The organism is Paenibacillus sp. FSL R10-2736 (assembly GCF_038000245.1).
Taxonomy (GTDB): domain Bacteria; phylum Bacillota; class Bacilli; order Paenibacillales; family Paenibacillaceae; genus Paenibacillus_AQ; species Paenibacillus_AQ phytohabitans.
In genome coordinates this window covers 3475551-3500028 of sequence record NZ_JBBOBN010000001.1, presented here as the reverse complement: position 1 = coordinate 3500028, position 24478 = coordinate 3475551, and the positions used below count along the sequence as shown (strand labels likewise).

Annotated in this window: 23 protein-coding genes and 1 riboswitch; of the genes, 22 read left to right on the top strand and 1 reads right to left on the bottom strand. The window is 49.7% G+C overall.

Annotated elements, in window-relative coordinates:
• Positions 1–14 precede the first annotated feature (14 nt).
• From NSQ73_RS15105 to NSQ73_RS15040, 14 genes are all read left to right on the top strand, one after another.
• On the top strand, positions 15–914 hold the full coding sequence (locus NSQ73_RS15105; RefSeq protein WP_076243167.1) for a sensor histidine kinase: 900 nt from the start codon (positions 15–17) through the stop codon (positions 912–914).
• Positions 915–1111: 197 nt separating this feature from the next.
• Entirely contained in the window at positions 1112–1672 is a 561-nt protein-coding gene (locus NSQ73_RS15100; RefSeq protein ID WP_042137442.1) for a glycerol-3-phosphate responsive antiterminator, read from the top strand.
• A 165-nt stretch (positions 1673–1837) separates the two neighbouring features.
• On the top strand, positions 1838–2635 hold the full coding sequence (locus NSQ73_RS15095; RefSeq protein WP_340987084.1) for an HAD-IIA family hydrolase: 798 nt from the start codon (positions 1838–1840) through the stop codon (positions 2633–2635).
• 17 nt (positions 2636–2652) lie between these two features.
• Positions 2653–3396 (top strand): glycerophosphodiester phosphodiesterase, encoded by a 744-nt coding sequence (locus NSQ73_RS15090; protein ID WP_340987083.1) that lies wholly within the window; start codon positions 2653–2655, stop codon positions 3394–3396.
• The gene (locus NSQ73_RS15085; protein WP_340987082.1) at positions 3393–4127 is read left to right on the top strand and encodes a glycerophosphodiester phosphodiesterase; all 735 of its coding nucleotides are present in this window, start codon (positions 3393–3395) and stop codon (positions 4125–4127) included. The genes NSQ73_RS15090 and NSQ73_RS15085 overlap by 4 nt, the downstream gene beginning before the upstream one ends.
• Positions 4128–4173: 46 nt before the next feature.
• Positions 4174–5265, top strand: a complete 1092-nt coding sequence (locus NSQ73_RS15080) for an ABC transporter ATP-binding protein (RefSeq protein WP_340987081.1) — start codon at positions 4174–4176, stop codon at positions 5263–5265.
• On the top strand, positions 5262–6140 hold the full coding sequence (locus NSQ73_RS15075) for a carbohydrate ABC transporter permease (protein WP_340987080.1): 879 nt from the start codon (positions 5262–5264) through the stop codon (positions 6138–6140). The genes NSQ73_RS15080 and NSQ73_RS15075 overlap by 4 nt, the downstream gene beginning before the upstream one ends.
• A 12-nt stretch (positions 6141–6152) precedes the next feature.
• On the top strand, positions 6153–6980 hold the full coding sequence (locus tag NSQ73_RS15070; RefSeq protein ID WP_340987079.1) for a carbohydrate ABC transporter permease: 828 nt from the start codon (positions 6153–6155) through the stop codon (positions 6978–6980).
• 67 nt (positions 6981–7047) lie between these two features.
• A complete protein-coding gene (locus NSQ73_RS15065) occupies positions 7048–8358 on the top strand; it encodes an ABC transporter substrate-binding protein (RefSeq protein WP_340987078.1) in 1311 nt (436 codons plus the stop codon).
• Positions 8359–8538: 180 nt separating this feature from the next.
• A riboswitch (cyclic di-AMP (ydaO/yuaA leader) is annotated at positions 8539–8671 on the top strand.
• Positions 8672–8678: 7 nt separating this feature from the next.
• Entirely contained in the window at positions 8679–9488 is an 810-nt protein-coding gene (locus tag NSQ73_RS15060) for an alpha/beta fold hydrolase (RefSeq protein WP_042137456.1), read from the top strand.
• 113 nt (positions 9489–9601) lie between these two features.
• Positions 9602–10288 carry a MarR family winged helix-turn-helix transcriptional regulator gene (locus tag NSQ73_RS15055; protein ID WP_340987077.1) on the top strand — a complete coding sequence of 229 codons (687 nt, stop codon included), beginning with the start codon at positions 9602–9604 and terminating at the stop codon, positions 10286–10288.
• Positions 10289–10530: 242 nt separating this feature from the next.
• A complete protein-coding gene (locus tag NSQ73_RS15050; protein ID WP_340987076.1) occupies positions 10531–11883 on the top strand; it encodes an MATE family efflux transporter in 1353 nt (450 codons plus the stop codon).
• Positions 11884–12188: 305 nt separating this feature from the next.
• On the top strand, positions 12189–13040 hold the full coding sequence (locus NSQ73_RS15045) for an RCC1 domain-containing protein (protein WP_340987075.1): 852 nt from the start codon (positions 12189–12191) through the stop codon (positions 13038–13040).
• 114 nt (positions 13041–13154) lie between these two features.
• On the top strand, positions 13155–13343 hold the full coding sequence (locus tag NSQ73_RS15040; RefSeq protein WP_340987074.1) for a hypothetical protein: 189 nt from the start codon (positions 13155–13157) through the stop codon (positions 13341–13343).
• Between the two features lie 48 nt (positions 13344–13391).
• On the opposite strand, the gene NSQ73_RS15035 is transcribed toward NSQ73_RS15040, so the two are convergent.
• Complete coding sequence (locus tag NSQ73_RS15035; RefSeq protein WP_340987073.1) at positions 13392–13964, bottom strand: TetR/AcrR family transcriptional regulator; 573 nt, start codon at positions 13962–13964, stop codon at positions 13392–13394.
• A gap of 186 nt (positions 13965–14150) precedes the next feature.
• On the opposite strand from NSQ73_RS15035, the gene NSQ73_RS15030 reads away from it, so the two are divergent.
• From NSQ73_RS15030 to NSQ73_RS14990, 8 genes are all read left to right on the top strand, one after another.
• Positions 14151–15014 (top strand): alpha/beta fold hydrolase, encoded by an 864-nt coding sequence (locus NSQ73_RS15030; RefSeq protein WP_340987072.1) that lies wholly within the window; start codon positions 14151–14153, stop codon positions 15012–15014.
• 403 nt (positions 15015–15417) lie between these two features.
• Positions 15418–16605, top strand: a complete 1188-nt coding sequence (locus NSQ73_RS15025) for a matrixin family metalloprotease (RefSeq protein ID WP_340987071.1) — start codon at positions 15418–15420, stop codon at positions 16603–16605.
• A gap of 113 nt (positions 16606–16718) precedes the next feature.
• Positions 16719–17216, top strand: a complete 498-nt coding sequence (locus NSQ73_RS15020; RefSeq protein WP_340987070.1) for a hypothetical protein — start codon at positions 16719–16721, stop codon at positions 17214–17216.
• A 274-nt stretch (positions 17217–17490) separates the two neighbouring features.
• Positions 17491–19242 (top strand): spore germination protein, encoded by a 1752-nt coding sequence (locus NSQ73_RS15015; RefSeq protein ID WP_340987069.1) that lies wholly within the window; start codon positions 17491–17493, stop codon positions 19240–19242.
• 25 nt (positions 19243–19267) lie between these two features.
• Positions 19268–20356: a GerAB/ArcD/ProY family transporter gene (locus NSQ73_RS15010; RefSeq protein WP_340987068.1), complete on the top strand. Its 1089-nt coding sequence runs from the start codon at positions 19268–19270 to the stop codon at positions 20354–20356.
• Positions 20353–21546, top strand: coding sequence for a Ger(x)C family spore germination protein (locus NSQ73_RS15005; protein ID WP_340987067.1), 1194 nt, complete (start codon positions 20353–20355; stop codon positions 21544–21546). Before NSQ73_RS15010 ends, NSQ73_RS15005 begins: the two co-directional genes overlap by 4 nt.
• Before the next feature lie 568 nt (positions 21547–22114).
• Positions 22115–23665, top strand: a complete 1551-nt coding sequence (locus NSQ73_RS14995) for a DUF5123 domain-containing protein (protein ID WP_340987065.1) — start codon at positions 22115–22117, stop codon at positions 23663–23665.
• Entirely contained in the window at positions 23662–24471 is an 810-nt protein-coding gene (locus NSQ73_RS14990; RefSeq protein WP_340987064.1) for an AAA family ATPase, read from the top strand. The genes NSQ73_RS14995 and NSQ73_RS14990 overlap by 4 nt, the downstream gene beginning before the upstream one ends.
• The last annotated feature ends 7 nt before the right edge of the window (positions 24472–24478 follow it).

Here is a 24478-nt window from a genome sequence, read left to right as displayed (position 1 = left end):
GGGGCGGAAGAGTCTTGCTTATCCTGACGCTTATACTGGCTGCGGCGGCAGCTCTTCTGCTTGCCTATCTGCTGCTGCTCAGGCGGGAGCTAAAGCGTATGACACAGCAATTGTACCTTTACAACAAGGGAACTACCGGTAAAAAAATTGAAGTCACCTTATTCGACAACCGGCTGGAAGCGCTAGCGAGTCAAATTAACCGCCAGTCCGGACTTGTCGTCGAGGCAGAAGCACGCAGAAGACGGAGCGAGCAGGAGCTGCGGCAGGCAGTTGCGAACATTTCCCATGACATCCGTACTCCGCTGACCTCCATATCAGGTTATGTTCAACTGCTTGGAGCGGAGCCGGTTACGGATGAGGAGAAGCAGGAATACCTCTCGATCATTCATAACCGGACGAAGCGTCTGCAGGCGTTGTTGAATGATTTCTTCGAGCTGTCCCTCATTGAGTCCCCCGATTATCAGCTCAAGACGGAGCGAATCGGAATGACTGTACTCCTTTCAGAAATACTGGTTGGTTTCTACGACCGTTTCAATGAACAGAACATTATACCGGATATCCGGCTGCCAGAGGAAGACGTGGTTATCTATGCCGATGAATCAGCTATACGCAGGGTGGTTGAGAATTTACTCATCAATACTGTCAAACATGCAAGCGGAGAGGTGAATATTTGCCTCCAAAAGAGGGACGGGTTTGCCGAGTTGAGGATCGTTAACGAGGCGAAGGCATTATCAAGTGACGAGGTAAGGTTGATATTCGACCGTTTCTACACAGTCGACCGCACACGTTCTGCCCAAGGATCCGGACTAGGACTCTCGATTGCCAAAAGTCTTATGGACAAGATGGACGGAACGCTGACAGCCGAGATGCACCAGGATCATTTGATGATGACTTGCCGTTGGAAGATCAAATAGCTCTCATGCAGTGCTTGATATACGAAGCCCCGAACCCTGTCAGTTATCTGCGGCAATGGAATTCCTTGCCTGAATGTTAACTGTAACTTTTACAGCGCTCTGATATTAAGCGAATAAAAGCTCTGTAACATAGGGGGTAGGACCAGCAGGAAGACAAGCTGGCAGCTGCAAGCTATAAGTGAAGGGAGGATGCTTACTTGAAGCATAACCCCATTATTGCTTCGATCACCGAGGAGTCACAGATTGATCAGGCGGTTGTCTGCGGTGTGAAGCGTGTGAATCTGATGACCGGGAACATCAACAACCTGGGGCAGATTGTGAAGCCGCTGCAGCATGCAGGCAAGCAGGTATTCGTCCATGTGGAGATGGTCGGCGGAATTGGCAGAGATGCGGCGGCGATTCAGTATTTGGCCGAAGCCTTCCGGATCGACGGGATCATTACCACCAAGAGCAATGCCATCGCCACAGCCAGAGCGCACGGGCTCGCCAGTATCCAGCGGTTCTTCGCCATTGATACGGCAGCGATAGAAACCGCGCTTCGGATGATCAAGACCTGTAATCCCGATGAGGTCGAGCTCATGCCCGGACTGATGCCGAGAATCATCAAGGATATGAAGCAGCGCATTAAGCAGCCGCTGATCGTAGGCGGACTGATCCGGGAAAAGCAGGAAATCAGCAGTGCGCTGGACAGCGGCGCCGATTATGTCTCCATTGGGGACGCGGCCCTGTGGCAGTGGAAGCGTGAAATAAGTGAATAACGTACCCCGGGGTGGAGACGATGAGAAAACCCAGCGGTCAGTTATTAGCATTCGATGGAGCCTTACGAGGCTGTAATCGGAGGCTTAATTTCTGGAGCTGGTTTTTTTGTGCGGAAATTCCGGCGCGGAGAACCAGTGAACCTGAATGAAAAGGAGCAAGCGCTGATGGACATCGCTTCATATGAAGCCTACTGCTTTGATTTGGATGGGACCGTGCTGATTGGCGATCAGCTGCTTGCGGGTGTGGTGGACACGGTTGCGGAGCTGCGGCGAAGAGGCCGGAGAGTTCTTTTTCTGACCAACAGCTCGGTCCATACTCCCCGGGATTGCCAGCGCAGACTGGAGCAAATGGGGCTGGCCTGCGGGGAAGAGGAAATCTTGACTGCACTCTATGTCAGCGGCAGCTACTTCGCACGGGAAGAGCCGGAAGCCAGGGTGTATCTGGTTGGAGAAGCGGTGATGCGAAGGCAAATGGAGGAGTTCGGAGTGGCCGTAACCGGGGACCCTGAGGCAGCAACCCATGTGCTGGTAGGCATGGACCGCGAATTCAATTATGAGAAGCTGGTGCTCGGAATGAGAGCGGCAAGAGGGGGCGCCAGGCTGGTGGCGGTCAATCCCGATCCGGCCTGCCCGGTGCCCGGAGGTTATATCCCGGATACCTGGGCGATTGTCAAAGCGCTGGAAACTGCGGCAGGGACAGAGGCTGAGCTGATTATTGGCAAGCCTTCTCCCTATTATGCGCAGGAGGCGCTTCGCCTGCTGGCTTGTCCCCCGGAGCAATGCCTGATGGTGGGTGACCGGCTGGAGACAGACATTCTAATGGGTAACGGCAGCGGCATGCAGACGGCCCTAGTCCTTACCGGAGTTAGTACAAGAGCAGATATCACGCGACAGCAGATTCTTCCGGGTTATGTTCTGAACTCCCTGGCTGATCTGTTCAACAAGCAAGCCGAACCCCAATAACAGGAGGATGAGAAACTATGCAGGATTGTAAAATACTCGCCCACCGCGGCGCAAGCGCCTATGCCCCGGAGAATACACTGGAAGCCTTCAGGCTCGCGGTGCAGCAGCATGCCGACGGTCTGGAAATCGACATTCACCTGACCAAAGACGGGGAGATCGTGGTGATTCATGATGATACGATCGACCGCACCTCTAATGGCAAAGGAGATATTATGTCCTACACGCTGGCTGAGCTGAAGGCCTTCCGCTTCAATAAGGGCTTCGAGGAGCAATACCCGGAAGCGCAGATTCCTTCCCTCCGTGAAGTGCTGGAATTGGTGAAGGGACATGACTTATATCTGAATATTGAAGTGAAGGATATCCTCTCGAAGTCGGAGCTGTATAACGGACTCGGGACAGAGGCGGCGAAGCTGGTGGAGGAGTATGGCCTCAGTGGACAAGTGATCTTCTCTTCCTTCAATCATACCTCTATGGTAAGGCTCAAGGAATCTTGCCCGGAGATGCGGACAGCGCTGCTCTATATTGCAGGATTGTACGAGGGCGGGAAATATGCGCAAATGACCGGAGCCGATGCTCTGCATCCCTTGTACATCGGGGTTAACCGCGAACTGGTAGAAGAAGCGCACGCAGCAGGTGTTCAGGTCAACGCCTGGACAGTAAATGATCCGGAGCATATCCGCATGATGCTGGAGGCCGGTGTAGACGCGATCATCACTGACCGTCCGGATGTCTGCTATCAGCTTAGAGAGGTACGCGCATGAAGCAGACCCAGATACTGGCTCACCGGGGAGCAAGCGCCTATGCACCGGAGAATACGATGGCCTCATTCGGGCTGGCTCTCGACATGGGGGCGCACGGCATTGAACTGGACGTGCAGCTGACCCGGGACGGGAAGCTGGTGGTGATCCACGATCTGTCCATTGACCGGACTTCGGACGGGACCGGTCTGGTCGGAGAACTGACGCTCGAAGAGCTGCGGCAGTATGATTTCTCGTATGCTTTTGCCGGGAAATACGGAACGGACGGAAGCCGCCTGCCGGAGCTTGGCGAGGTGATGGAGTTCGCCATGAAGCACGGGCTGTACATCAACATCGAGACCAAGGATTATTCCCGGCCTTACGGTGAAGTGAATATGCGGACAGCGGAGCTGGTGCGCCGTTATGGCTACACAGAGAATACGCTGATCTCTTCGATTAATCACAATGCCGTGGCCCGGCTGAAGCGCGATTACCCGGAGCTCAAGACGGCGATTGCGTTCATGGAGAGCTTCTACCGGCTGGAGGAATATGCGGCGAATTGCCGGGCGGATGTACTGCATCCGTATTACCCTGGCGTAGATGAAGCCTTCATGGAGCTGGCGGACCGCAGCCGGTTCGAGGTTAATCCCTGGACGGTGGACGATGAGGCGGAGATGATCCGCTTGCGGAATCTGGGGGTTACGCGGATTATGACCAATAAACCGGACCTTGCGCGGGAGTGCCTGAAGAACTGATAGACGAATGGAAGCAGGCGGAAGAATCCGGCTGGAGGAGGAGAATATGAGCGGCATCGTTCTGGAGAAGGTAACCAAGAAATACGGAGACAAGCTGATTATTGAGGATTTGAATCTGACGATTGAGAGCGGCAGCTTCACGGTGCTGGTCGGCCCTTCCGGGTGCGGCAAGTCTACGACGCTAAGGATGATTGCCGGACTGGAGAATTCCACGGAGGGCTCGATTCACATCGGCGGGGTAAGCATGAACCAGGTAGAGCCGGGCAAACGGAATCTGGCGATGGTATTTCAGAATTATGCCTTGTACCCGACCATGACGGTCGAGAAGAACATTGAATACGGGCTGAAGAATAACAAAGTGCCGAAGGAGGAACGCAAGCGGCTAATTACTGAAATTGCGGAGACCGTCGGACTGACCAGGCATTTGCACAAAAAGCCGGAGTTTCTCTCCGGCGGTGAACGCCAGCGGGTCGCTTTAGCCCGGGCTATGGTGAAGAAGCCTGCTGTGTTCCTGATGGACGAGCCGCTGTCCAATCTGGATGCCAAGCTGAGGCAGCAGATGCGCGCGGAGCTGATCGAGCTGCATAAGAAGCTGGGTGCGACCTTTGTCTACGTAACCCATGATCAGGTGGAGGCAATGAGCATGGGCACCCGGATCGTGCTGATGGATGGAGGGAAGGTCATGCAGGAGGATAACCCGCACAACCTGTATTACGATCCGGCCAACCTGTTCTCCAGCCGTTTCATTGGCACCCCTCCGATGAATATTCTCGCACTCGACCGCTGCGGGGATGAGATCCGTAAGCTGGCTCCGCAGCAGGCCCGGTATCTCGGCTTCCGGCCGGAGAAGGCGAAGTTTGCCCTGGAGCCGGGAATGGAGCCGGACAATACCGTTAGCCTGACGGGCACGCTCAGCGGCCGGGAGCTGCTCGGGTCGGAGATTATCTACAAAGTGCAGCTGGAGAACGGGCTGATCATTTCGGTGAAATGCTTCGACCGTCCGGAACGCGAGCTGGAAGCCGTGAAGCTCTACGTGAAGAAGGAGCATCTGGCATTCTTCGACGCGCAGGAGCAGCGGGTCCGGGGAGCTGCACAGTCCGGAAATAGCACTGCCGGAAGCATTGGTGATTCGGCATGAAGCGGCTGCGCCCGTCCGTGAAGGTGCTTCCCTATCTGCTGGTTGCTCCGGCGGTGATCATCCTGACCGTATTTTATCTCTATCCGATTCTGTACAACATCTATTTGAGCTTCTTCACCTGGAATATGCGCGGGCCGATGAAGTTCGCCGGACTCAGCAACTACGCAGAGCTGTTCAGCGGCCGGGATTTCCTCCATACCCTGCTCAATACGCTGCTGTACATGGTGATGGACGTTGGGCTGGTGATGGTGCTGGCGATGGGGCTGGCGCTCTTTTTACAGAAAAACACGCCGCTGAACCACTTCATCCAGACGCTGAGCTTCACGCCCAATATCATCTCGCTGGTATCCGTATCGCTGATCTGGATGTGGCTGATGAACACGGATACGGGGCTGTTCAATTATCTGCTGTCTGTGCTGGGAGCAGCGCCGGTGGGCTGGCTGACCGATAAGGATGTGGCCCTGTTCTCGCTGGTGCTGGTCTCGGTCTGGAAATCCGTCGGGTTCAATGCACTGATCATTTGCTCCGCCTTGGGCTCCATTCCGGGGTATCTCTATGAGGCTGCGGCTCTGGACAATGCGTCCAAGCGTTCCGTTTTCTTTCAAATTACGCTCAAGATGATCTCACCGACCTTGTTCTTCCTGATCCTGATGAATATCATTGGCTCCTTCCAGGTGTTCGAGACGATCAATATCATGACACAGGGTGGTCCATCCAACGCAACGAACACGCTGATCTTCAGCATTTATAAGCAGAGCTTCGAATATTACCGGGTCGGTTATGCTTCCGCGATGGCGGTCGTGCTGATGGGTATCGTGGGGCTGATTACGATTTTCTACTTCAAAGCACTGAATAATCGGGTTCATTACCGCTAAAGGGGTGAAACAATGAGAGTTTGGCTCCGGCTGCCGGGCGCAGGACTACGGATCATAACATCGGTGCTGCTGATCGTGATCTTCCTGATGCCGTTCTATTGGATGATCCTCACCGCGTTCAAGACGCTGGGCGAGGTGCTTCGGATGCCGCCGAAATTCTGGGTGGATTCTCTGCAATGGCAGAATTTCCGGGATGCTTTTACGAGGATTAACTTTCTGCATTATACCCGGAATTCCCTGATCATTACGCTCGGGACGATGCTCGGCCAGCTGGTCGTTGTTGTGCCGGCAGCCTATGCATTCGCAAGATATCAATTCAAGGGTAAAAATGCGCTGTTCGGCATCGTGCTCGTCACCATGATGATTCCGGGCCAGCTGATCTTTCTGCCAATCTTCGTGATGTTTGCGAAGTCCGGGCTGCTGAACACGTATGTATCACTCATCGTGCCCTTCATTGCCAGCGGTACAGCCATCTTCATGCTGCGGCAGACCTTCATGCAGGTGCCGGATTCCCAGTTGGAGGCAGCCCGTCTGGATAATGCCAGTGAGTTCAAAATCATCTACACGATCATGATGCCTGCCGCTGTGCCCACCTTGTCCACACTCGCGCTGCTGACGTTCATCGGGACGTGGAACAGTTACTTTTTCCCGCTCGTATGGACCACAACGGATGCTGTCCGGACCTTGCCGCTTGGAATTCAGAAGCTTCAGGATGTGGAGGGGCTCAGCCCGCAGATCGTGATGGCCGGGAATATGATGCTGATCGTGCCGATTCTGCTCGTCTTCCTGATTGCACGCAAGCAAATTATCAAAGCGTTCACCTACATGGGAGTGAAGTAGCGGGAGTAAACCTGCGGCCTTGCATGTTGAATACCAAATACAGCAGTTCATGGAGGAGAAACGAATAATGAAGGTATGGGGAAAAAGAGTAACTCCGCTGCTCGCCACTGTTGCACTGACCGCCGTTCTTGCAGGCTGTGCCACCACCGAAGCTGAATCCAGTGTAGCGGCCTATGAGAAAGGTGATTCCGTCCTCGAGCTGAATTTCTGGACTTCTGCCGTGGAGGATGTGAACCAGAATCTGGTGGACCAGTTCAACGAGACCAAGGGAGCCGAGCTGAATATCCATGTGAATGCTGAATATCAGGGGGATTACTGGGAAATGCAGCAGAAGATCAACGCTGCAGCCATAGCGGGTACGCTGCCGAATGTTTTTATTGATGAAGTGGCGATGACTAAGGGCTTTGCCGACAGTGACATTATTGCCAATCTCGAACCGTTCATGGAAACGGACAAGTTCGACACCTCGGATTTCAAAATCGGCGACCTCGGCAACCTGTATCTGGGCGAGGATCTGTATGCCTTTCCCCATATGCGGAGTGTTCCCGTGATGTATGTAAACAAGACGCTCGCCGCTAAAGAAGGGCTGGATCCGAACGGACCGGCGACCTTTGCCGAACTGGAGGCCTATCTGCAGACCGCATATGATGCTACCGGCCAGCCGCCGATGTACCTGTTCAACTATGACTTCTGGGTGATGGAGGCGCTGCTGCATTCGTACTCGGATACCAATGTGGTCAATGAGGATGAGACGAAATCCAACATCAACAGCGAAGGCGCAGTGAAGCTGATCACCTTCATTGAAGATCTGGAATCCAAGGGTCTGATCAAAGTACTTGGGGTCACGGATAAGGATGCCTACTATGCCTCCATTGCCAATCCGGGCACTGCGCTGATCTTCTCCAGTGTCGGCGGCTACAAAACGTTCGCCGGCATGGCCGCAGAGAGTGGAATTGATCTCGGCGTATCCATGATTCCTGCCGGAGAAGACGGCAAACGGGGCGTCCCGGTCGGCGGATCGAATACGTATCTGGCGAATACGGGAACGGATAATGAGAAGGCAGCCGCTTTCGAATTCATGAAATGGCTGTCGGATACCGAGCAGGCGGCGTATGCTTCTGCCAATACCGGATATCTTCCGACCCGTCTTACTTCCCTGGACACAGACTTGATGAAAGAGACCATAGCTGCTTTCCCTGGCTACAAGGTCGCTTCCGAAGAGCTGGAATTCAGCAAAATGCGACCGATGACCGGTACGTACCATGAGATTGAAGATCTGATGGGCACACGCATCAACGATATCTGGCTGGAGAACCTGCCAATACAGGAAAGCCTGGACACCCTCGCTAAAGAGGTGGATGACATCCTGAACCGCTGATTATAGATGATGTTTAAAGCAAGCAGAGCAGTGAGTCTCCGGTAACGGGAGAATCGCTGCTCTGCTTTTTGGGCTCACTGCGGCTGGTTTCTGCGCGTGTTGGGCAAATTCACCTAAGCTATTCATTCATAGACGAATATGGGCTATACTGAAGTTTCTGTTAATCTATATCCGCAAAAATATATGTAATCGCTGAGTTCCGTAATGGAAGCGGGGAAACCAAGTTTTCTGGGGTGAATCTCGAGGAATCGAGTAGGGCTACTCTTCAAGCCCGAATCCGGCAGCTAACTCCGTAAGCGACATGAGAGGATGCACAGGTAATGCCGTATATTGACGTCAATGGAACTACCCTCTATTACGAGGTGTCGGGCAGTGGTCTGCCCATTGTTTTTATTCATGATTATTCGACTTCACATCATCTGTTCGAGCCTCAGGCGGAGTATTTCAGCAAGCGGGCGAAAGTGATCTTGTTTGACCTAAGAGGGAATGGGCAATCCGGTAAAATGGATGTGGAGATCAGCCGGATTGTAGACACGCAGTGTGAAGATCTGAAGGGATTATTGGATGGACTGTCCGTAGAACGGGCCGTCATCGTAGCTTGTTCCAGCGGTGCTGTGCTTGCCCAGAAATTCGCCTATCTGAATCCTGAACGGGTAATTAATCTGGTGTTGGTGGACAATTACATCCTAGGAGATTGTACGTCTAAAGGCAGCAAAGTGCTGGAGCTCTTTCAAATCTGCGCATGGGCCGCCCATTATCTTCCGGCTGAAATGTTCATCCGTTCTTTGCGCATTACATATAACAAATGGCTGTCTGCGTATCATATTCTGAGAAGAGAGCTTGTCCATGAACGGACAACAGAATTGATTAAACAGCGTCTGGCACTAAGACATACGGACAGCTACGGGTTTGCACTAAGGCTGCAGGTTCCCGTTCTTTGTGTATCAGGCAATCAGAATGAGCGGGTTCTGGAGCAGGTGAGACAAACAGCGGCCAAATATCCGCTCGCCACGCTGGCAATACTGGAAGATGCCATGTATCCCAGCCATTTATGTCAGCCGCAGCACTTCAACCGGCTACTGCTTGATTACCTGAAAGACCAGCAATGCTTCCAGCGGAAAATTTATTAACGGCACCTGTAGAAAATCTTTGACAAGTATAACAGGTACCGTTATAATAAATTCAACAGGTACCGTTACATTGATTGACAGGTACCGTAAATATATCCCTGGGAGGATTCATAATGAATATGAATGCTGAATTGTACGACAAGCTCGCCAAGCTGCAATGGCTGTTGCAGAGACAGCATCTGAAGAACCACGCCGCTGTTGGCCCTATGGCAGATACGTCACGGGGACAAGGCAGGATCATGGCGTTTCTCCGGATGAAGGACGGAATCAGCACGAAGGATTTATCCTATATGCTGGACATTCGTGTATCCTCGCTCAATGAATTGCTGGCCAAACTGGAGAAGGCCGAATATATCACCCGTCAGCCTTCCGAGACAGATAAACGCATCATGCTGATTTATCTGACGGCGAAAGGGCGGGAGGAAGAGGGCCAGGAGGTTGAGGGCGGCAGCATATTTTCAGTCCTGTCTCCAGAAGAACAGGCAGCCTTCGGTGAATACCTGGTCCGCGTCATTACAGCCTTAGAAGAAGAACTAGGAACAGATGCAGACCGTGATGTAATGGCTATGTGGATGGAGGCCGCTAAGGAGCGCATAGGATCAGAGGAATTCGACAAGCTGATGGCTATGCGCGGACAAATGAGCAGTATGTGGGGAAATATGGATGACGGACGCTTTAGCGGAAGATTCCCCGGATTTGGCCGGGAAGGTCAAGGCGGCGGCATGAACGGCTTCGGCTGGCCTTCCAGAGATGGTAGAGACGGCTCGAAGGACAACTCCAGTGATTCGGATGACAAGTAAGTAAAGCATTTCCTATTAGCAGCAGCGGCGCTGTCTTTCCCGAAGAACTGAAGGCAAAGGCAGCGCAATAAAGATTTTACCAAATACAGTCTGAAACTGACGATTAGTCAACACCCGCTCACGAGACCCGTATTGTCATTTGTTACGGGTTTGTTTGGTGCGGCGCAAAGTTCGTAATCAATTTATAGTTAGAATTCTAACTAATGTAGAGACTAACATACACGAAGAAAGTGGTGAATCGCATGGATACAGAAAACCTCCATTACTTTGAGAAAGCACCGGTTGCAAAAGCCGTAGCGCACTTCGCAATACCCATGATGCTTGGAACGTCAATGAGTGTCATCTATTCCATTTTAAACGCCTTTTTCATAGGCACCCTTAATAATACTGCCATGTTAACTGCACTTGCCTTAACCTTACCGTTATTCGCGGTCATTATGGCGCTGGGTAACCTGATTGGAGTCGGCAGCAGTGCCTTCATTTCCCGTCTGTTGGGAGAGAAAAATACGGCTGATGTTAAGCATGTGTCTGCATTCGCCTTTTACAGCAGCCTGGTTCTCGGTCTTATCGCGATGGCCGTCGGCCTGCCGCTCATTAATTCTATCGTACATGGCCTGGGGGCAACGCCTGACTCCTTCGGATTTACCAAGGACTACGTTACCATTATGCTTATTGGCTCACCCTTCGTCGTATTGTTCTTCACACTGGAGAATATTGTGCGCTCGGAGGGAGCCGCGATAACATCTATGATTGGTATGCTGCTTAGTGTGGCCGTGAATATAATTCTCGATGCGCTGGTCATCTTCGTCTTCCACTGGGATGTAATCGGTGTTGCGTCTGCCACGGTCATTTCTAACATAGTTGCGAGTGCTTATTACGCCTATCATATAGGATTTAAGAGTCAATTCTTAACGGTCTCACTGAAACAATTCAAGGCTACCAAGGTCATTCTGGGCAATGTATTCAAAATCGGAGTTCCCGTCTTTGTGATGAGTCTCTTCATGGGTGCCATGTCACTCATCTTTAACCGTTATCTGGTCGAATATGGGGAGCAGGCTATTGCGGGCTTCGGAATTTCCTCACGACTGCTGCAATTCCCCGAGTTAATCCTGATGGGCTTAAGCGAGGGCGTCGTGCCGCTTATTGCCTTCTCTTTTACAGCCAACCGGTTGCGCATGAAGCATACCATTCAATTCACCATTAAAACAATTCTGGCGTTAGCCATCTTGTTCGGCGTTATCGTCTACCTGGTCTCTGACCACTTAATTGGTCTATTCACCAATGATCCGCAATTAATTGAAATGGGCAGCTACATTCTGCATGTCACGTTCTTGTCCTTGTTCATTACAGGTATGACGACGCTATTCACGGGGATCTTCCAGGCAACAGCACAAGGGACCGCCGCCTTCATTATGTCAGTGATTCAAGGCGCCACTCTGATACCTGTGCTCTACATCGCCAACCGGATGAACGGATTCCATGGGGTGGTCTGGTCGCTGGTCATTTCCGATGTCGTGGCGTTCCTGGTCGGGGCCATCATGCTGTATGTTCTGCGGAACAAATTGCAGCCGGACTTGGTGAGTTTAGCACAGTAGGATCTGGATTCAGCGCTTGATAAGACAGCCAAGGATAGATACTCTATATAGATTGAACTTAAAAATATACGGACAGGGAAAAGTGGCGGAGGAGAATTTTGGAACTGTAGGAGCGATAGCGTCCGCCTTTGTCTGCGGATTTCCACCGCGAATAGCGGTACAAATCAAGAAATCTGCAGACAACAGCGGCCGGAGGGCCAAACATTCTTTGGAGTCACGGCAATCCCATGTTAGAAAAATACAAGTTCAATCTCTATAGAGGGAGCCGCAAATATACCGAAGTCTTCAATGAAGGAGCGAGATTCATGAATGTGGTGGAAAAAGTGCCTTCCATAGCAGCTGGTTATCGTCATACGGTCCTGCTTAGGCCGGATGGGGCGGTAATGGCAGTGGGCGACAATAAATATGGTCAATGTGACGTAAGCGGCTGGCAGGATATGGTGGCAATTGCTGCAGCTAATGCCCATACGGGTAATTCACATACCCTCGGACTCAGATTAGACGGTACGGTGGCCGCTGTGGGCTGGAATAAGCATAATCAATGCGAGGTAAACGGCTGGCAGGGTATCGTGGCGGTTGCTGCGGGTTGGCGCCGTTCGGTTGGCATTCAATCGGGTGGCAAGGTAGTGGCCGTGGGCCGGAATAATGAAGGTCAATGCGATGTACACAGCTGGCGTGACATTATAGCGGTTGCAGCTGGCGATTGGCATACCGCCGGACTTACAAGGGACGGTACGGTGACAATCACGGGGAATAACCGGTATGGCCAATCCAATGTAAGCAGCTGGCGCAATATAGTGGCGGTTGCGGCAGGTTATCTCCATACCGTCGGACTTCGAGCAGATGGCACGGTAGTTGCAGCAGGCCGGAATCACGAAGGCCAATGTAACGTAAACACCTGGCAGGACATAGTGGCGATAGCATCCGGGAGTCATCATACTATCGGGCTGAAAGCAGACGGTACTGTGGAAGTTCAAGGCTGGAATAAACACGGCGAATGCAATATAAGTGACTGGCGCGGTATCGTGGCGGTTGCGGCAGGCTGTGCTCACAGTGTCGGGCTTAAGTCAGATGGCACGGTGGTGGCGGCAGGTGATGATACATATGGTCAATGCGAGGTAAGCAGCTGGCCTTTCGGACAGCTGGAGGACTGTTGAGAGCAGGACGAAATACGAATAAATCATACGAATCAGGGCATTGTAATCAATGGAAAAGTTGATAAAAGATGATCGTAAATCGCGGCATTTTGAATTCCCCGGGAGGTTAAGACAATGACAAATCAGGATTCGAAGGAGCTTCTTCGTCTAAAGCACGAGCAAGATGAGCACAAAAAGCAGTTCACCAATTTTGCCCGAAGTGTCAGCGCCCATGGCGAGGCAGAAGCCGGCCAGGAATTTAGTGTTGACCGTGTGCCTGACGATCAGAACCGTATGAAATCTGTAGAGAACAAACGGGATTAATCTTAAAAAGTTAAATGAAGCCGGTCCCTTTCGGGACCGGCTTACTTATTATTTGCTTTGCAGATAATAATCAATGATCACCTTGGCGGTTTCCCGGGCATGCTCCGCAGGCTTGGGATCGGTCTGCAGCATGGCTGCAGTAATCGCGCCTTCCACTAACAGAGACAGACCGCTGGATAAGGCTTCGCGATTCACAGACGGACATTCATTCAGAACAGAATCGATGTATTTTTTCATAAAAGCTTTGTAATTACGGGCTGCTTCATAGTAAGGATGGGAGTGATCCATGAATTCCGCTGCCGTCTTAATATAGACGCAGCCATTAAATTCCGGCTCCCCGAACCATTCTCCAAGCATATCGAATACAGCTAATAATTTATCCCTGGGTGTTTTTGCGCTCTTGTTGACTGAGTCTTCGAACCGTTTTCTCCATTCGTCATCGTACTTCATGAGATAAGCAAGGACAAGCTCATCCTTGGAACGGAAATGATTGTAGAGCGTCATTTTGGCTATGTTCGATTCAGAAACAACCTGGTCTACACCGGTAGCCCGGATTCCCTGTTTATTAAATAAGTCGGAGGCGACAGTTAGGATATGTTCTTTTTTACTTTTATTAGCCACAGGATTCCCTCCGGTTCACAGTATTTCAAAAGTATACAGATCAGTCTATCTATTATAAATGGCCCACGGTTACTACGCAAATGATAAATCTAAAAAAATAACTTGAAACTATACAGACCTGTATGTATACTATTGAGTATCGGAACAGGTAAGCTGGTTACCGGTAATAATGGGGAGGTTGGTTCAATGACTATACAATACAGCTATGCACAAGTTGAAGGTTTGAATATTTTTTACCGCGAGGCAGGGAGCAGGGAGAAGCCTACACTTCTTCTGCTGCATGGATTTCCTTCTTCATCGCACATGTACAGAAACCTTATTCGTGAACTCGAAGTCGATTACCATATCGTAGCTCCGGACTATCCCGGTTTCGGGAACAGCGATCAGCCGTCAACTTCAGAATTCACGTATACCTTCGACAATCTGGCCTTGCTGATCAATGCATTCGTTGAACAATTGAACCTGAATCAATATATCCTGTATGTTCATGATTATGGTGCTCCGGTAGGCTTCCGTTTGGCCCATATGCATCCGGAACGCGTTCAAGCCATTATTTCACAGAACGGAAATGCTTATGAAGAGGGAATCGGAGAGTCATGGGCACCGATGCGTGCCTTTTGGAATGATCCCGGGAATCCGGCCAGTCTTGAAGGTATGCTCAATCTGCTGACACCGGAACTGACGAAGTTTCAGTATGTGAATGGAACCCGTAATCCTGAGGCCATAAGCCCTGATAACTGGAATATGGACCAAATTGCCCTGGATCGTCCGGGGAATCAAGACATTCAACTGGCTCTCTCTTACGATTATCAGAATAATTTGAAACAATATCCGGTCTGGCAGGAATACTTCCGGAACTCTCAGCCGCCTTTACTCGCTGCGTGGGGTAAAAACGACTTTTTCTTTGGACCGGAGGGAGCCTTAGCCTTTCAAAAGGATTTAAAAGATGTGGAGGTTCATTTGTTAGATACAGGGCATTTCCCGCTCGAAGAAGATCTGGAACTCAGTGTGAGCCTCATCCGCAGTTTTCTGGCTGAACGTGTAAAATAAATTGAACTGCACCAAGTATTTGAACCGTACGAGGGCTAAAATCAATGCTGTCAGATTAATTTCAGCAATTTGTAAACCATTCGTTTAAAACTTACGAATGGTTTTTCGTCTAAGGGTGAACCATTATTCTAGATCGCCCCGATAAGCATTTATTACACGTCTGTAAAAAAATGATGATTTCGTGCTAGCCAAAGCGATCCCAACTCCATCAAAATATTAATGATTCTTTGTGGTACGTATCTTTCTGACACTGACAAAGCTCTATGAGAATATTGCAAAGGTATTTATACCATATAATTACTATATAAAGGGAAACTATACCATATATTATGCGTCTATAATATATGTATATCCCATTTTTACCATTTGAAGATATACATAAATTCTACTGGGAGGTAATTGAATGTCGAAGAAACAGTTTAGAAAACATTTTGTTCTGGCAGGTTCGTTGATTTTATTAGTGAGCAGTTCAGGTACATCATTCGCTGCGTACCAGCATGATATTCTATCTAGGATTTGGTCTCAGGGAAAATCAAGCGTCACATACTATGCTCAATCCACATTTGATGCTGCTACAAAAACACAAATTCAAACTGCTATGAGTGAATGGAATAATGCTTTGCCTTCAGGTAATTTTATGTATAAGTCAGCTGCAGATACGAATGATACTCAACCCAGCCAGAATAGCATCTTTACCATTACAAAGTATCCTTATGGAGCTACCTCATATACAATTGAGAATAATTTTTATCTTTCTTCAAATATAGTTATTGAATCAGATCTTAGGGTGAATTCCAGTTTAAATTGGGCGAATTCACCAAAACCGGACTATTATGATATCCAAAGTTCATTCACTCATGAATTCGGTCATACCCTTCGTGTTGATCATTCCCCAGTTTATGAAGATACAATGTTCGGATCGAGTTCGACTAATACTGACTACAAGAGAACGTTGACAGCTGCTGATCGAGAAGCGGCACAGTACTCCGTGTCGAGATGGAAAAGCAATCTATTTAAAACAACAGATAATGATGAAAGCTCCGATTCAACTAATAAGGGTAAGATTATCATTCATTCTGAACCCGAAGTTATTCAATATGACAAAAATCAGCTTGTAAATGAAGCAGATGTTATTGTTTCAGGCAAGGTAATATCCCAAGAAGTAGTAAAAGACTTCGAGGGATTTCCCGTGACTGATACTTTGATTAGGGTTCAAACGGTTTTCAAAGGAGAACCGGGCGAGACAGTTGAAATACGGGTAAACGGTGGGGAAACAGATGATATTTTATATACTCTTGATGAATCAGCTGCTCCGACATTTAAAGTTGGAGAAGAAGCTGTTGTATTCCTTAGTAGTAATAAAGGATTGAGACCCGATAAAGACGATTTTGGCTATTACTTAGTAGGACAAGCTCAAGGAAAGTTTATTCTTGGAGGTATTCAACCAAAAGACATAATCGAAAATAATACCGATACCCAAAGTTTTGATTTCAACAATTTTCAAAATGAAATAAATAATCTCGAACAGTATAATAATGAATACGAAATTCCAAGGTCATATCTTCCTGAAGGCGAAGAAAGCAAAATCTAACGGAAAAGGCATAAAAAGCAGCCGGCTGGCTGCTTTTTATGCTGTTAGCGCAACTTCTTGTATTTAATTGCGTTAATTTAGTAGTTTTACAAAAAGGAGGAATTGTAATTAAAATGAAATTTTTTTCATTGATTTTAAGCATCTTTCTGATTCTCCTAACATCAGCTTGCGCTAGAGATGTTACTAGCACAGATTCGCCAAATGAACTTGCGGAACCTTTTCGTGTTGCGTTAGATGAATTAATTTCAACCGATACTGCCCTTAATGCAAATATGGAGTATATTTCTCTGGTTTTAAATGAGGGGATTTCTTTAGAAAATTCTGAAAAGCAAGGTATTGAAGAATACCTACAAAAAAAATATAAAGTGAAAATTTATAACTACAGCTATGAGCAATTGATGGAAAAGAAACTATATAAGAAGGATGAAAATATGCTTAAAGGCATACTTTTGACCATTGAAAAGCAGAAGCAGCCGGACAACAAGAATGAGATGACTATTGAAATAAGTAAATATCGTTCAAATGAAGGGGCAATCGCTTTGGAAATGATATTAGTTTATCAAGAAGGACAATGGAAAGTCGCTGAATATAGTCAGATTAGACAAAGTTAGGGGCTGGCTAATCTCCAAAGTAAAGTTACCCGCCAGCGGTTAATCAAGGGAAGAAATCATTAACGAACCGCATGAAGAGCCTACTCCGTAAAGATCTGATTAACAGCTTTTGCACCTAATAAACAGCCATATGACCCTCCAAGTGGGTCATATGGCTATTTTTGCGTGTACGGAAATGCAGGGAGCAGCACTTTACCGTTTTTAAATTGGCAGGTGTGCATGAATTATCCAGCTTCGGCCAAAATAAGGGTTACGATCAGAGGGGGTGTTTGTGTTGTGGAAGAGCATTACGGGTTACATTCCCGGCTGGAGTGTGTGCATGCAGGCACTTATTATTTTTATTGTTCCGGTCATTTTGACAAGATGCATGCTGTGGCTTCGCGCTAAGGAAGGCAAGGCAAGTACCCGGGGAAGACGGGCTGAAGGGCAGAAGGGCGGAGGCGTGCCAAGCTCCGAGGATACCGGTGAAGCGGAGCAAACCAGTGAAGCCGTGAAGAATCATAAGATCGTTCCTTCAAAGGTTTCGCAGAAAAATCAGCAGCCAACGTTAACCTATACCGGACAATTTCAGCAGGATCTACAGACCTTTAGGGAGATCAGTGCGGATATGTCGGATGTTAATGTACGGGAGCTACGTGTAGGGACCCTGAAATTGAAGGCAGCGCTGTTCTTTCTGGACGGCCTCACCGACAAGGATGGGATGGACCGCAATATCCTAAGGCCGCTGATGAACGCAGCACGTCCATTTGAAGGGATGGACACTCCGCCTGATCCGGCGAGCCTGAAAGAAATCATTGTCCATCAGGTGGTGCTGGTCTCGGAAGTTGAATTCACCAATCAGCTGGACATGTCGCTCAAAAAGGTGTTATTCGGCTCTGCGGTGCTGCTGATCGAAGGATTGAACGAGGTCTTCATCCTGGGGACGTCTAAAGGGAATACAAGAAGTGTAGAGGAACCGATCTCGGAAGCGCTGCTGCGCGGCCCGCGGATCGGCTTCACGGAAGCGCTGAGCGACAATACGGCCATGCTGCGCAGGCACGGACAGAACACCGATCTTGCGATGATTTCTTTTACTGTCGGGGAAAGAGTCGAGAAAGAGCTGATACTAACCTACATTAAAGGGATAGCTAATGATGAACTGATTGCAGAAATCACCCGGAGAATTCATACGATTAATATCGATGATGTGCAGGAATCCGGTTATATCGAACAGCTGGTAGAGGACAATTATCTCAGCCCTTTCCAGCAGATTCAGAATACGGAACGGCCGGACCGGGTGATGGCCGCACTGCTGGAGGGAAGGGCTGCCATTTTGCTTGACGGCACGCCGTTTGCTTTGATCATGCCGGTGACGTTCGGGATGCTGCTGCAATCCCCCGAGGATTATTATGACCGCTGGTTCTCCGGCTCCCTGCTGCGGATGCTGCGCTTCTTCGCCGCCTCCGTATCACTGTTTGCTCCAGCGCTCTATATTTCCTTCCTCTCCTTCCATCCCGGTCTGGTTCCGACCAAGCTGGCGATTTCGATCATGAGCTCACGCCAGGGAGTTCCATTCCCGACCTTAATCGAAGCGCTCATTATGGAGATTTCGATCGAAATCCTGCGTGAGGCGGGCCTGCGTCTGCCTAAGCCGATTGGCCCGGCCATGGGTATCGTCGGCGGTCTGATTATCGGCCAAGCGGCGGTAGAAGCGGGGATTGTCAGCCCGATTCTGGTCATTGTCGTTGCCGTTACGGCGATCTCTTCCTTCTCGGTGCCGATGTACAGTGCAGGGATCACCCTGCGGTTTCTCCGCTTCTTCGCGATGTTCTTCGCCGCTACCTTCGGGCTGTACGGTGTAGTACTGTTCTTCCTCCTGCTGAGCAGTCATCTGATTAAGCTGAAGAGCTTCGGTGTGCCTTATCTGAGCATGATCACCCCTAACCGGATGAGTGACCTTCGCGACTTTATTATCCGGGTACCGCTGCAGTTGATGAAGCGCCGTCCTTCACTATTGGAGCCCAAGGATAAGCTGCGTAAAAGATAAGCCTAAGTGAAAGGGAGGTGAGCCAATGATCACTAAAGCCCATGACAAAATTACAACGAGTCAGGCGACCATTATTATGGTAAATTACATTCTCGTAGCCGGGATATTCAGCCTTCCCCGGACAACCGTACAGGCTGCAGGCACGCCCGATGTGTGGATTTCAGTAATACTGGGGGCGCTCTGTTCGATGATAACAGGTATTATTATTGTCAGACTCAGCCAGAGGTTTCCGGGCCAGACCTTTTTTCAATACAGCACCCAAATTACCGGTAAACCGGTCGCCGTATTGCTCGGGCTGGTGATCATCGGGTATTTCCTCGCGGTGTCCGGCTATGAGCTGCGTACTATGCAGGAGGTAACTATGTTTTTCCTCCTGGAAGGTACCCCTGCATGGGCAGTAGCCGGCCTGTTCCTGTGGGTCGCCCTTTATCTGTGCAGAGGGGGAATCAATGCCTTATCACGGCTAAGCAGACTGGTAGCTCCTTTGGCCGGTGCCATATTCTTCGGCGTCTGCCTGCTCAGCCTGAAGGTGTTCGATCTGGACAATCTGCGGCCTTTACTTGGAGAAGGCCTCGCTCCGGTCTGGAGAGGAATTAAGCCAACGGCCCTAACCTATACAGCGGGCGAAGCACTGCTGTTTCTTGTTGCTTTTATGGACAAGCCCAAACGGGCCGGCAGAGTTCTCGTAATCGGAACCCTGATCTCAATGGTTTTTTATTTGCTGGCGGTTATACTGACGATCGGGGCATTTTCTGTAGAAGGAGTGGTTACCCGGACTTGGCCGTTCATTGACCTGATCCGCAGCTTTGAAGTGAATCTTCTGTTCGAACGGTTTGAGTCGCTGCTGCTGGTAATCTGGATTATGCAGATTTTCTGTACGTTCTGTATCTCTTTTTACGGCGCTGCACTGGGAGTCTCGCATATCTTCAACCTCAAGCTGGATCATTGCCTGTTCCTGCTGCTGCCGGTTGCGTATATCATCACGGAAGTGCCGCACAACATTAATAATTTATTTGCCTTTGGTACTGGGCTTGGCAATTGGGCAATTGTGCTCTTCGGACTGATCCCGCTGCCGCTGCTGCTCATTGCTTATTTCCGGAGAGCCGGTTCATGAAGCGCTGCATTCTGCTGATTGTGTCGATTGCTCAGATTATGCTGTTAACGGCCTGCTGGAGCAGTGCACCGATTGAGAATTTGAATATGGAAGTGGCGGTAGCACTGGATGCGGCTGATGAGAGTATGATTGAGAAGAAGTTCGAGGCTGAGGGCGGAGATTATTCCAAGCGTGAGCGGATATCAGCGACCTATCAATTTATTGTGCCGCAAGGCGCTGTAGGCTCCAAAAAAGAAGGGGCTGCTTCAAGAAATTTCTACAATATGACCGAGACCGGCGATTCTATCTTTGAGGCCATCCGCGAGCTCTCGCTGCGCACCAACCGCCAGCCGATCGGGCACCACTTAAAGGTGATTGTTATTGGCGAGAAGCTGGCCCGTTCCACGAAGCTGTCGGAGCTGATTGATTTCTTCAGCCGGGATAATGATATCCGCCCGAGCGTGCTGGTCCTGGTCAGCAAGGGGAAAGCCAAGGATGTACTGAACAATGTGCTGCCCGGCCAGACACCGGCCTTTGTGCTCGAAGGCATCTTCGGCAACCGTGACCGGAGCCTGCGCATCTGGGACCCGGTTACCATTACCAAGATTGTTGGACCTTTGCACAGCAAGAAGAGCTTTCTGCTGCAGAATGTTATTGCTGCGGAGAATGAAATGAAGTTTGCCGGAGCCGGAATCATTGATGGTGAGTCAGGCAAGCTCAGCGGTTTTTTGAGCGAGAAAGAGCTGGAGGGTGTAGTCTGGCTGACAGGCAAGGGTAAAGGCGGTGTACTCAAAACCCACAAGGATGACACCGGCCGGCTGATTACCTATGAGGTGAAAGCGATGAGCAGCAAGATCAAGGCGGTTGTGGAGGAGGGGCAGATTTCGTTCCATGTAAAGATCGAATCGAAAGGCCGGTACGCCGAAACCTTCTCAACAGACGGGGACCGATTGGATGCGGCTTTTATGAGACGGGATGCCATGGAGCTGGAGAAGGAGGTAAAGGAGCTGGTAAAGACTGTAATTGACAAAATGCAGCATGAGCTGCATGCCGACGTCGGCGGATTCGGTAAAACCCTGAGAATTCAGCATCCTGAGGTATGGCGGAAAGTGAAGGAGCATTGGGATCAGACGTTCACCGGGCTTCCGGTACACCTTGAGGTTAAGCTTCAAATTGAAGAGTATGGTGCTTCCGGTACAGCGACAGACTGACCTGAAATACATTGGAGGATTCGGAGCCTGGAATCTCCCAAGTCCGGAACTCAGGCAAGCCATGACACAGTACAATGAGGAATTAGTTAGGGCAGGTGTGCGGGTTGCAGCAAAAGGACTTCATCCAAGCTCAAACGGGATTCGCCTTTCGTATCCGGCAGCAGGGGGAGACAACCAAATCCTTCAACCGTGAATATTTGGACTCTTGGGCTCCGGGCTGCTGCAGTTGCCGCAGGAATTTCCCGGTTCATCAGCTTTCTGGGGATTAAGACGAAGTTCTGTAGCTTCTCATAAAATCCTGCACATAATACAACATTCCCCTCTCCATATCGGCTCAAATCCAATATTGTTGTAAAAAATGCAACATTTATGTCTACCTCTACAGCGATCTATGCAGATGTCTCTCGAATTGTACGCACACAGATCCTATCCGGGTCTGTTTTTTGCTATATAGCCCTTTTACATAGAATACGACTCTCTTGGTTTGTCTTGATTAGGGTAATCAATTATGATAATCAATGGAATGAATTACCGCAATTATAGAAGTGCAGTTGAGAGGACGGCGAATATGCTCAGAAACTTCCAGCGATCCGCCATTTTACTTTGTTTGCTTATGATCTGGGGATGTTCCGGCAGCCAGAATCCACCGCTGCCGGATACAACCTCCCCAATCTCTTCCATTCCGCCCATCTCACCAGCTTCGCCAACTGTAAATACAGATCCGGAGGATGCCGCTAATACCTACTACGTATCTATAGCTGGAGATAACACTAACCCGGGAACAATAGATTCGCCCTGGAAGACACTTCAGTATGCTGCCGATCATGCCGGTCCGGGGAGTTACGTCTATATTCGCGGAGGCGTGTATCATCAGAAGCTGCGCATCTCAAGAGGAGGCTCAGCGGCGGCGGGACCTATCGTGTTCGCCGGTTATCCCAATGAGACAGCAGTCCTTGACGGGGAAGGTCTGCCGGTTAACGGGCTGGAAGGACTTATCGAGATTGGTCAGGCGGGCTATGTAACCATAAGGGAACTGGAAATTCGCAATTATAAGACGTCAACCAGAGGTGAAGTGCCTGCAGGCATCTATATTCACGGCTCAGGGAAGGACATCTCGTTACTAAATAACCGCATTCATTCCATCGCCAATACCGCCATTCCTGAGGGGGACGAGCTTTCCGGCAGAGATGCCCACGGGATAGCGGTGTACGGTACTGAAACAGACACAGCCCTGGTTGGCCTGACCATTGACGGCAATGAAGTGTATGATTTGATCCTCGGTTCCAGTGAAGCGCTGGCTGTGAATGGCAATGTGGATGCTTTTGCGATTACGAACAATATTATTCATGACAATGACAACATCGGGATTGACCTGATCGGCTTTGAAGGTACGGCCGAAGACATGGCGGTAGATCAGGCTAGGAACGGAACGGTACGAGGTAATGTAGTCTACGGGATTTCATCCAATACTAATCCGTCATACGGCGCTTCTGTGCCGAACGGCAGCAATGCAGCGGGCGGGATATACATTGACGGGGGCAGGTCAATCCTTGTCGCGGAGAACCGCCTATACGACAATGACATTGGGATTGAGCTTGCTTCCGAGCATAAGGGACGACTAACCAGCGGCATCACGGTACAAGACAACCTGATCTACCGCAATCGCCTGACCGGCATTGCAATGGGCGGTTATGACGGAGAGCGCGGTGGCACCAGCGATAGTACGGTTGTATCCAATACGCTGTACAAGAATGACCTCTTGGGCGACGGCAATGGACAATTGTATCTGCAAGCGAACTTAAGCGGCAATACGATTAGTAAGAATATTATTGTAGCTGGAGATTCCAGCGTCTTCATCAGCAACGAATACACGAGCAACCGGAATAACACGGTGGATGGTAATCTTTATTACGCTGAGGCTGGAGCGGATGAGGCGTTCTGGGTCTGGAAAAAGAAACCTTACACCGGTTTCACCGCTTACCAGCGCGGCACAGGAAACGATTCCGGCTCACGATTTGCCGAGCCGTTATTCAAGGATGCCGCCCGTGATGACTTCCGGCTGGAGCCGGGTTCTCCGGGAGCGGATGGCGGAGCTACAGAGGAAGGAGCACAGCCATGATTTATTTGCGGAGCTTTAAACTGTCTGATGAAATTGAGCGCAATCCCAACATCTACCCTGACCATGTTTTTAAACATATCGCCGGAGAGGTGCTGTTGTTTGACCGGATCACGGTGCTCTATGGCAATAACGGCAGCGGCAAATCCACGTTACTTAATGTAATTTCGGGCAAGCTGGGGATTCCGGGAGCCGAAAGAATGACGAGCTATGGGCAAAGTATTTATGCTCAGCGGTTTGTGGAGAGGAGCAGCTATCAGCTCGGGCAGGATGAGCAAGAGCGTGCAATCTGGCGGCTCCCAGAAGGAAGCCGGTATCTGAAATCAGAGGATATTTTATATGAGGTCAAGAAGATTCAACAAGCCTCCGTCCTGCGTGAGGGACTGCTATATGAGCAGATGAACAAAGGAATGAGCAAAGAACAGGCAGCAGAATATGAAGCAACGTATGCGTTTAAGAAGAAGCTGGACGACATTCAGTTCTCGCAAGAGAAATACTCGAATGGCGAAACATCCATGCAATTTTTCGAGGAACATCTGCTGCCCGGGCAATTGTACTTACTGGACGAGCCGGAAACATCACTGTCTCCAGCCAATCAGATAAAACTGGCCGAGCAAATCAATGAGCTGGCGCGTTATTTGGACAGCCAATTCATCATTGCTACTCATTCACCCTATGTTCTAGGCACACTGCAGGCAAAAATATACAACCTCGATGCAAAACCTCTTCAGACAGCAGAATGGTTTGAGCTGGACAATGTCCAATTCTTTTATCAGTTTTTCAATAAGCATAAGCAGTTGTTTGAATGAGAGTGGA

Coding starts and splice junctions, on each gene's coding strand:
- NSQ73_RS15095 (WP_340987084.1), top strand. CDS start 1,838: ATGGACATCGCTTCATATGAAGCCTACTGCTTTGATTTGGATGGGACC.
- NSQ73_RS15090 (WP_340987083.1), top strand. CDS start 2,653: ATGCAGGATTGTAAAATACTCGCCCACCGCGGCGCAAGCGCCTATGCC.
- NSQ73_RS15085 (WP_340987082.1), top strand. CDS start 3,393: ATGAAGCAGACCCAGATACTGGCTCACCGGGGAGCAAGCGCCTATGCA.
- NSQ73_RS15080 (WP_340987081.1), top strand. CDS start 4,174: ATGAGCGGCATCGTTCTGGAGAAGGTAACCAAGAAATACGGAGACAAG.
- NSQ73_RS15075 (WP_340987080.1), top strand. CDS start 5,262: ATGAAGCGGCTGCGCCCGTCCGTGAAGGTGCTTCCCTATCTGCTGGTT.
- NSQ73_RS15070 (WP_340987079.1), top strand. CDS start 6,153: ATGAGAGTTTGGCTCCGGCTGCCGGGCGCAGGACTACGGATCATAACA.
- NSQ73_RS15065 (WP_340987078.1), top strand. CDS start 7,048: ATGAAGGTATGGGGAAAAAGAGTAACTCCGCTGCTCGCCACTGTTGCA.
- NSQ73_RS15060 (WP_042137456.1), top strand. CDS start 8,679: ATGCCGTATATTGACGTCAATGGAACTACCCTCTATTACGAGGTGTCG.
- NSQ73_RS15055 (WP_340987077.1), top strand. CDS start 9,602: ATGAATATGAATGCTGAATTGTACGACAAGCTCGCCAAGCTGCAATGG.
- NSQ73_RS15050 (WP_340987076.1), top strand. CDS start 10,531: ATGGATACAGAAAACCTCCATTACTTTGAGAAAGCACCGGTTGCAAAA.
- NSQ73_RS15045 (WP_340987075.1), top strand. CDS start 12,189: ATGAATGTGGTGGAAAAAGTGCCTTCCATAGCAGCTGGTTATCGTCAT.
- NSQ73_RS15040 (WP_340987074.1), top strand. CDS start 13,155: ATGACAAATCAGGATTCGAAGGAGCTTCTTCGTCTAAAGCACGAGCAA.
- NSQ73_RS15030 (WP_340987072.1), top strand. CDS start 14,151: ATGACTATACAATACAGCTATGCACAAGTTGAAGGTTTGAATATTTTT.
- NSQ73_RS15025 (WP_340987071.1), top strand. CDS start 15,418: ATGTCGAAGAAACAGTTTAGAAAACATTTTGTTCTGGCAGGTTCGTTG.
- NSQ73_RS15020 (WP_340987070.1), top strand. CDS start 16,719: ATGAAATTTTTTTCATTGATTTTAAGCATCTTTCTGATTCTCCTAACA.
- NSQ73_RS15010 (WP_340987068.1), top strand. CDS start 19,268: ATGATCACTAAAGCCCATGACAAAATTACAACGAGTCAGGCGACCATT.
- NSQ73_RS15005 (WP_340987067.1), top strand. CDS start 20,353: ATGAAGCGCTGCATTCTGCTGATTGTGTCGATTGCTCAGATTATGCTG.
- NSQ73_RS14995 (WP_340987065.1), top strand. CDS start 22,115: ATGCTCAGAAACTTCCAGCGATCCGCCATTTTACTTTGTTTGCTTATG.
- NSQ73_RS14990 (WP_340987064.1), top strand. CDS start 23,662: ATGATTTATTTGCGGAGCTTTAAACTGTCTGATGAAATTGAGCGCAAT.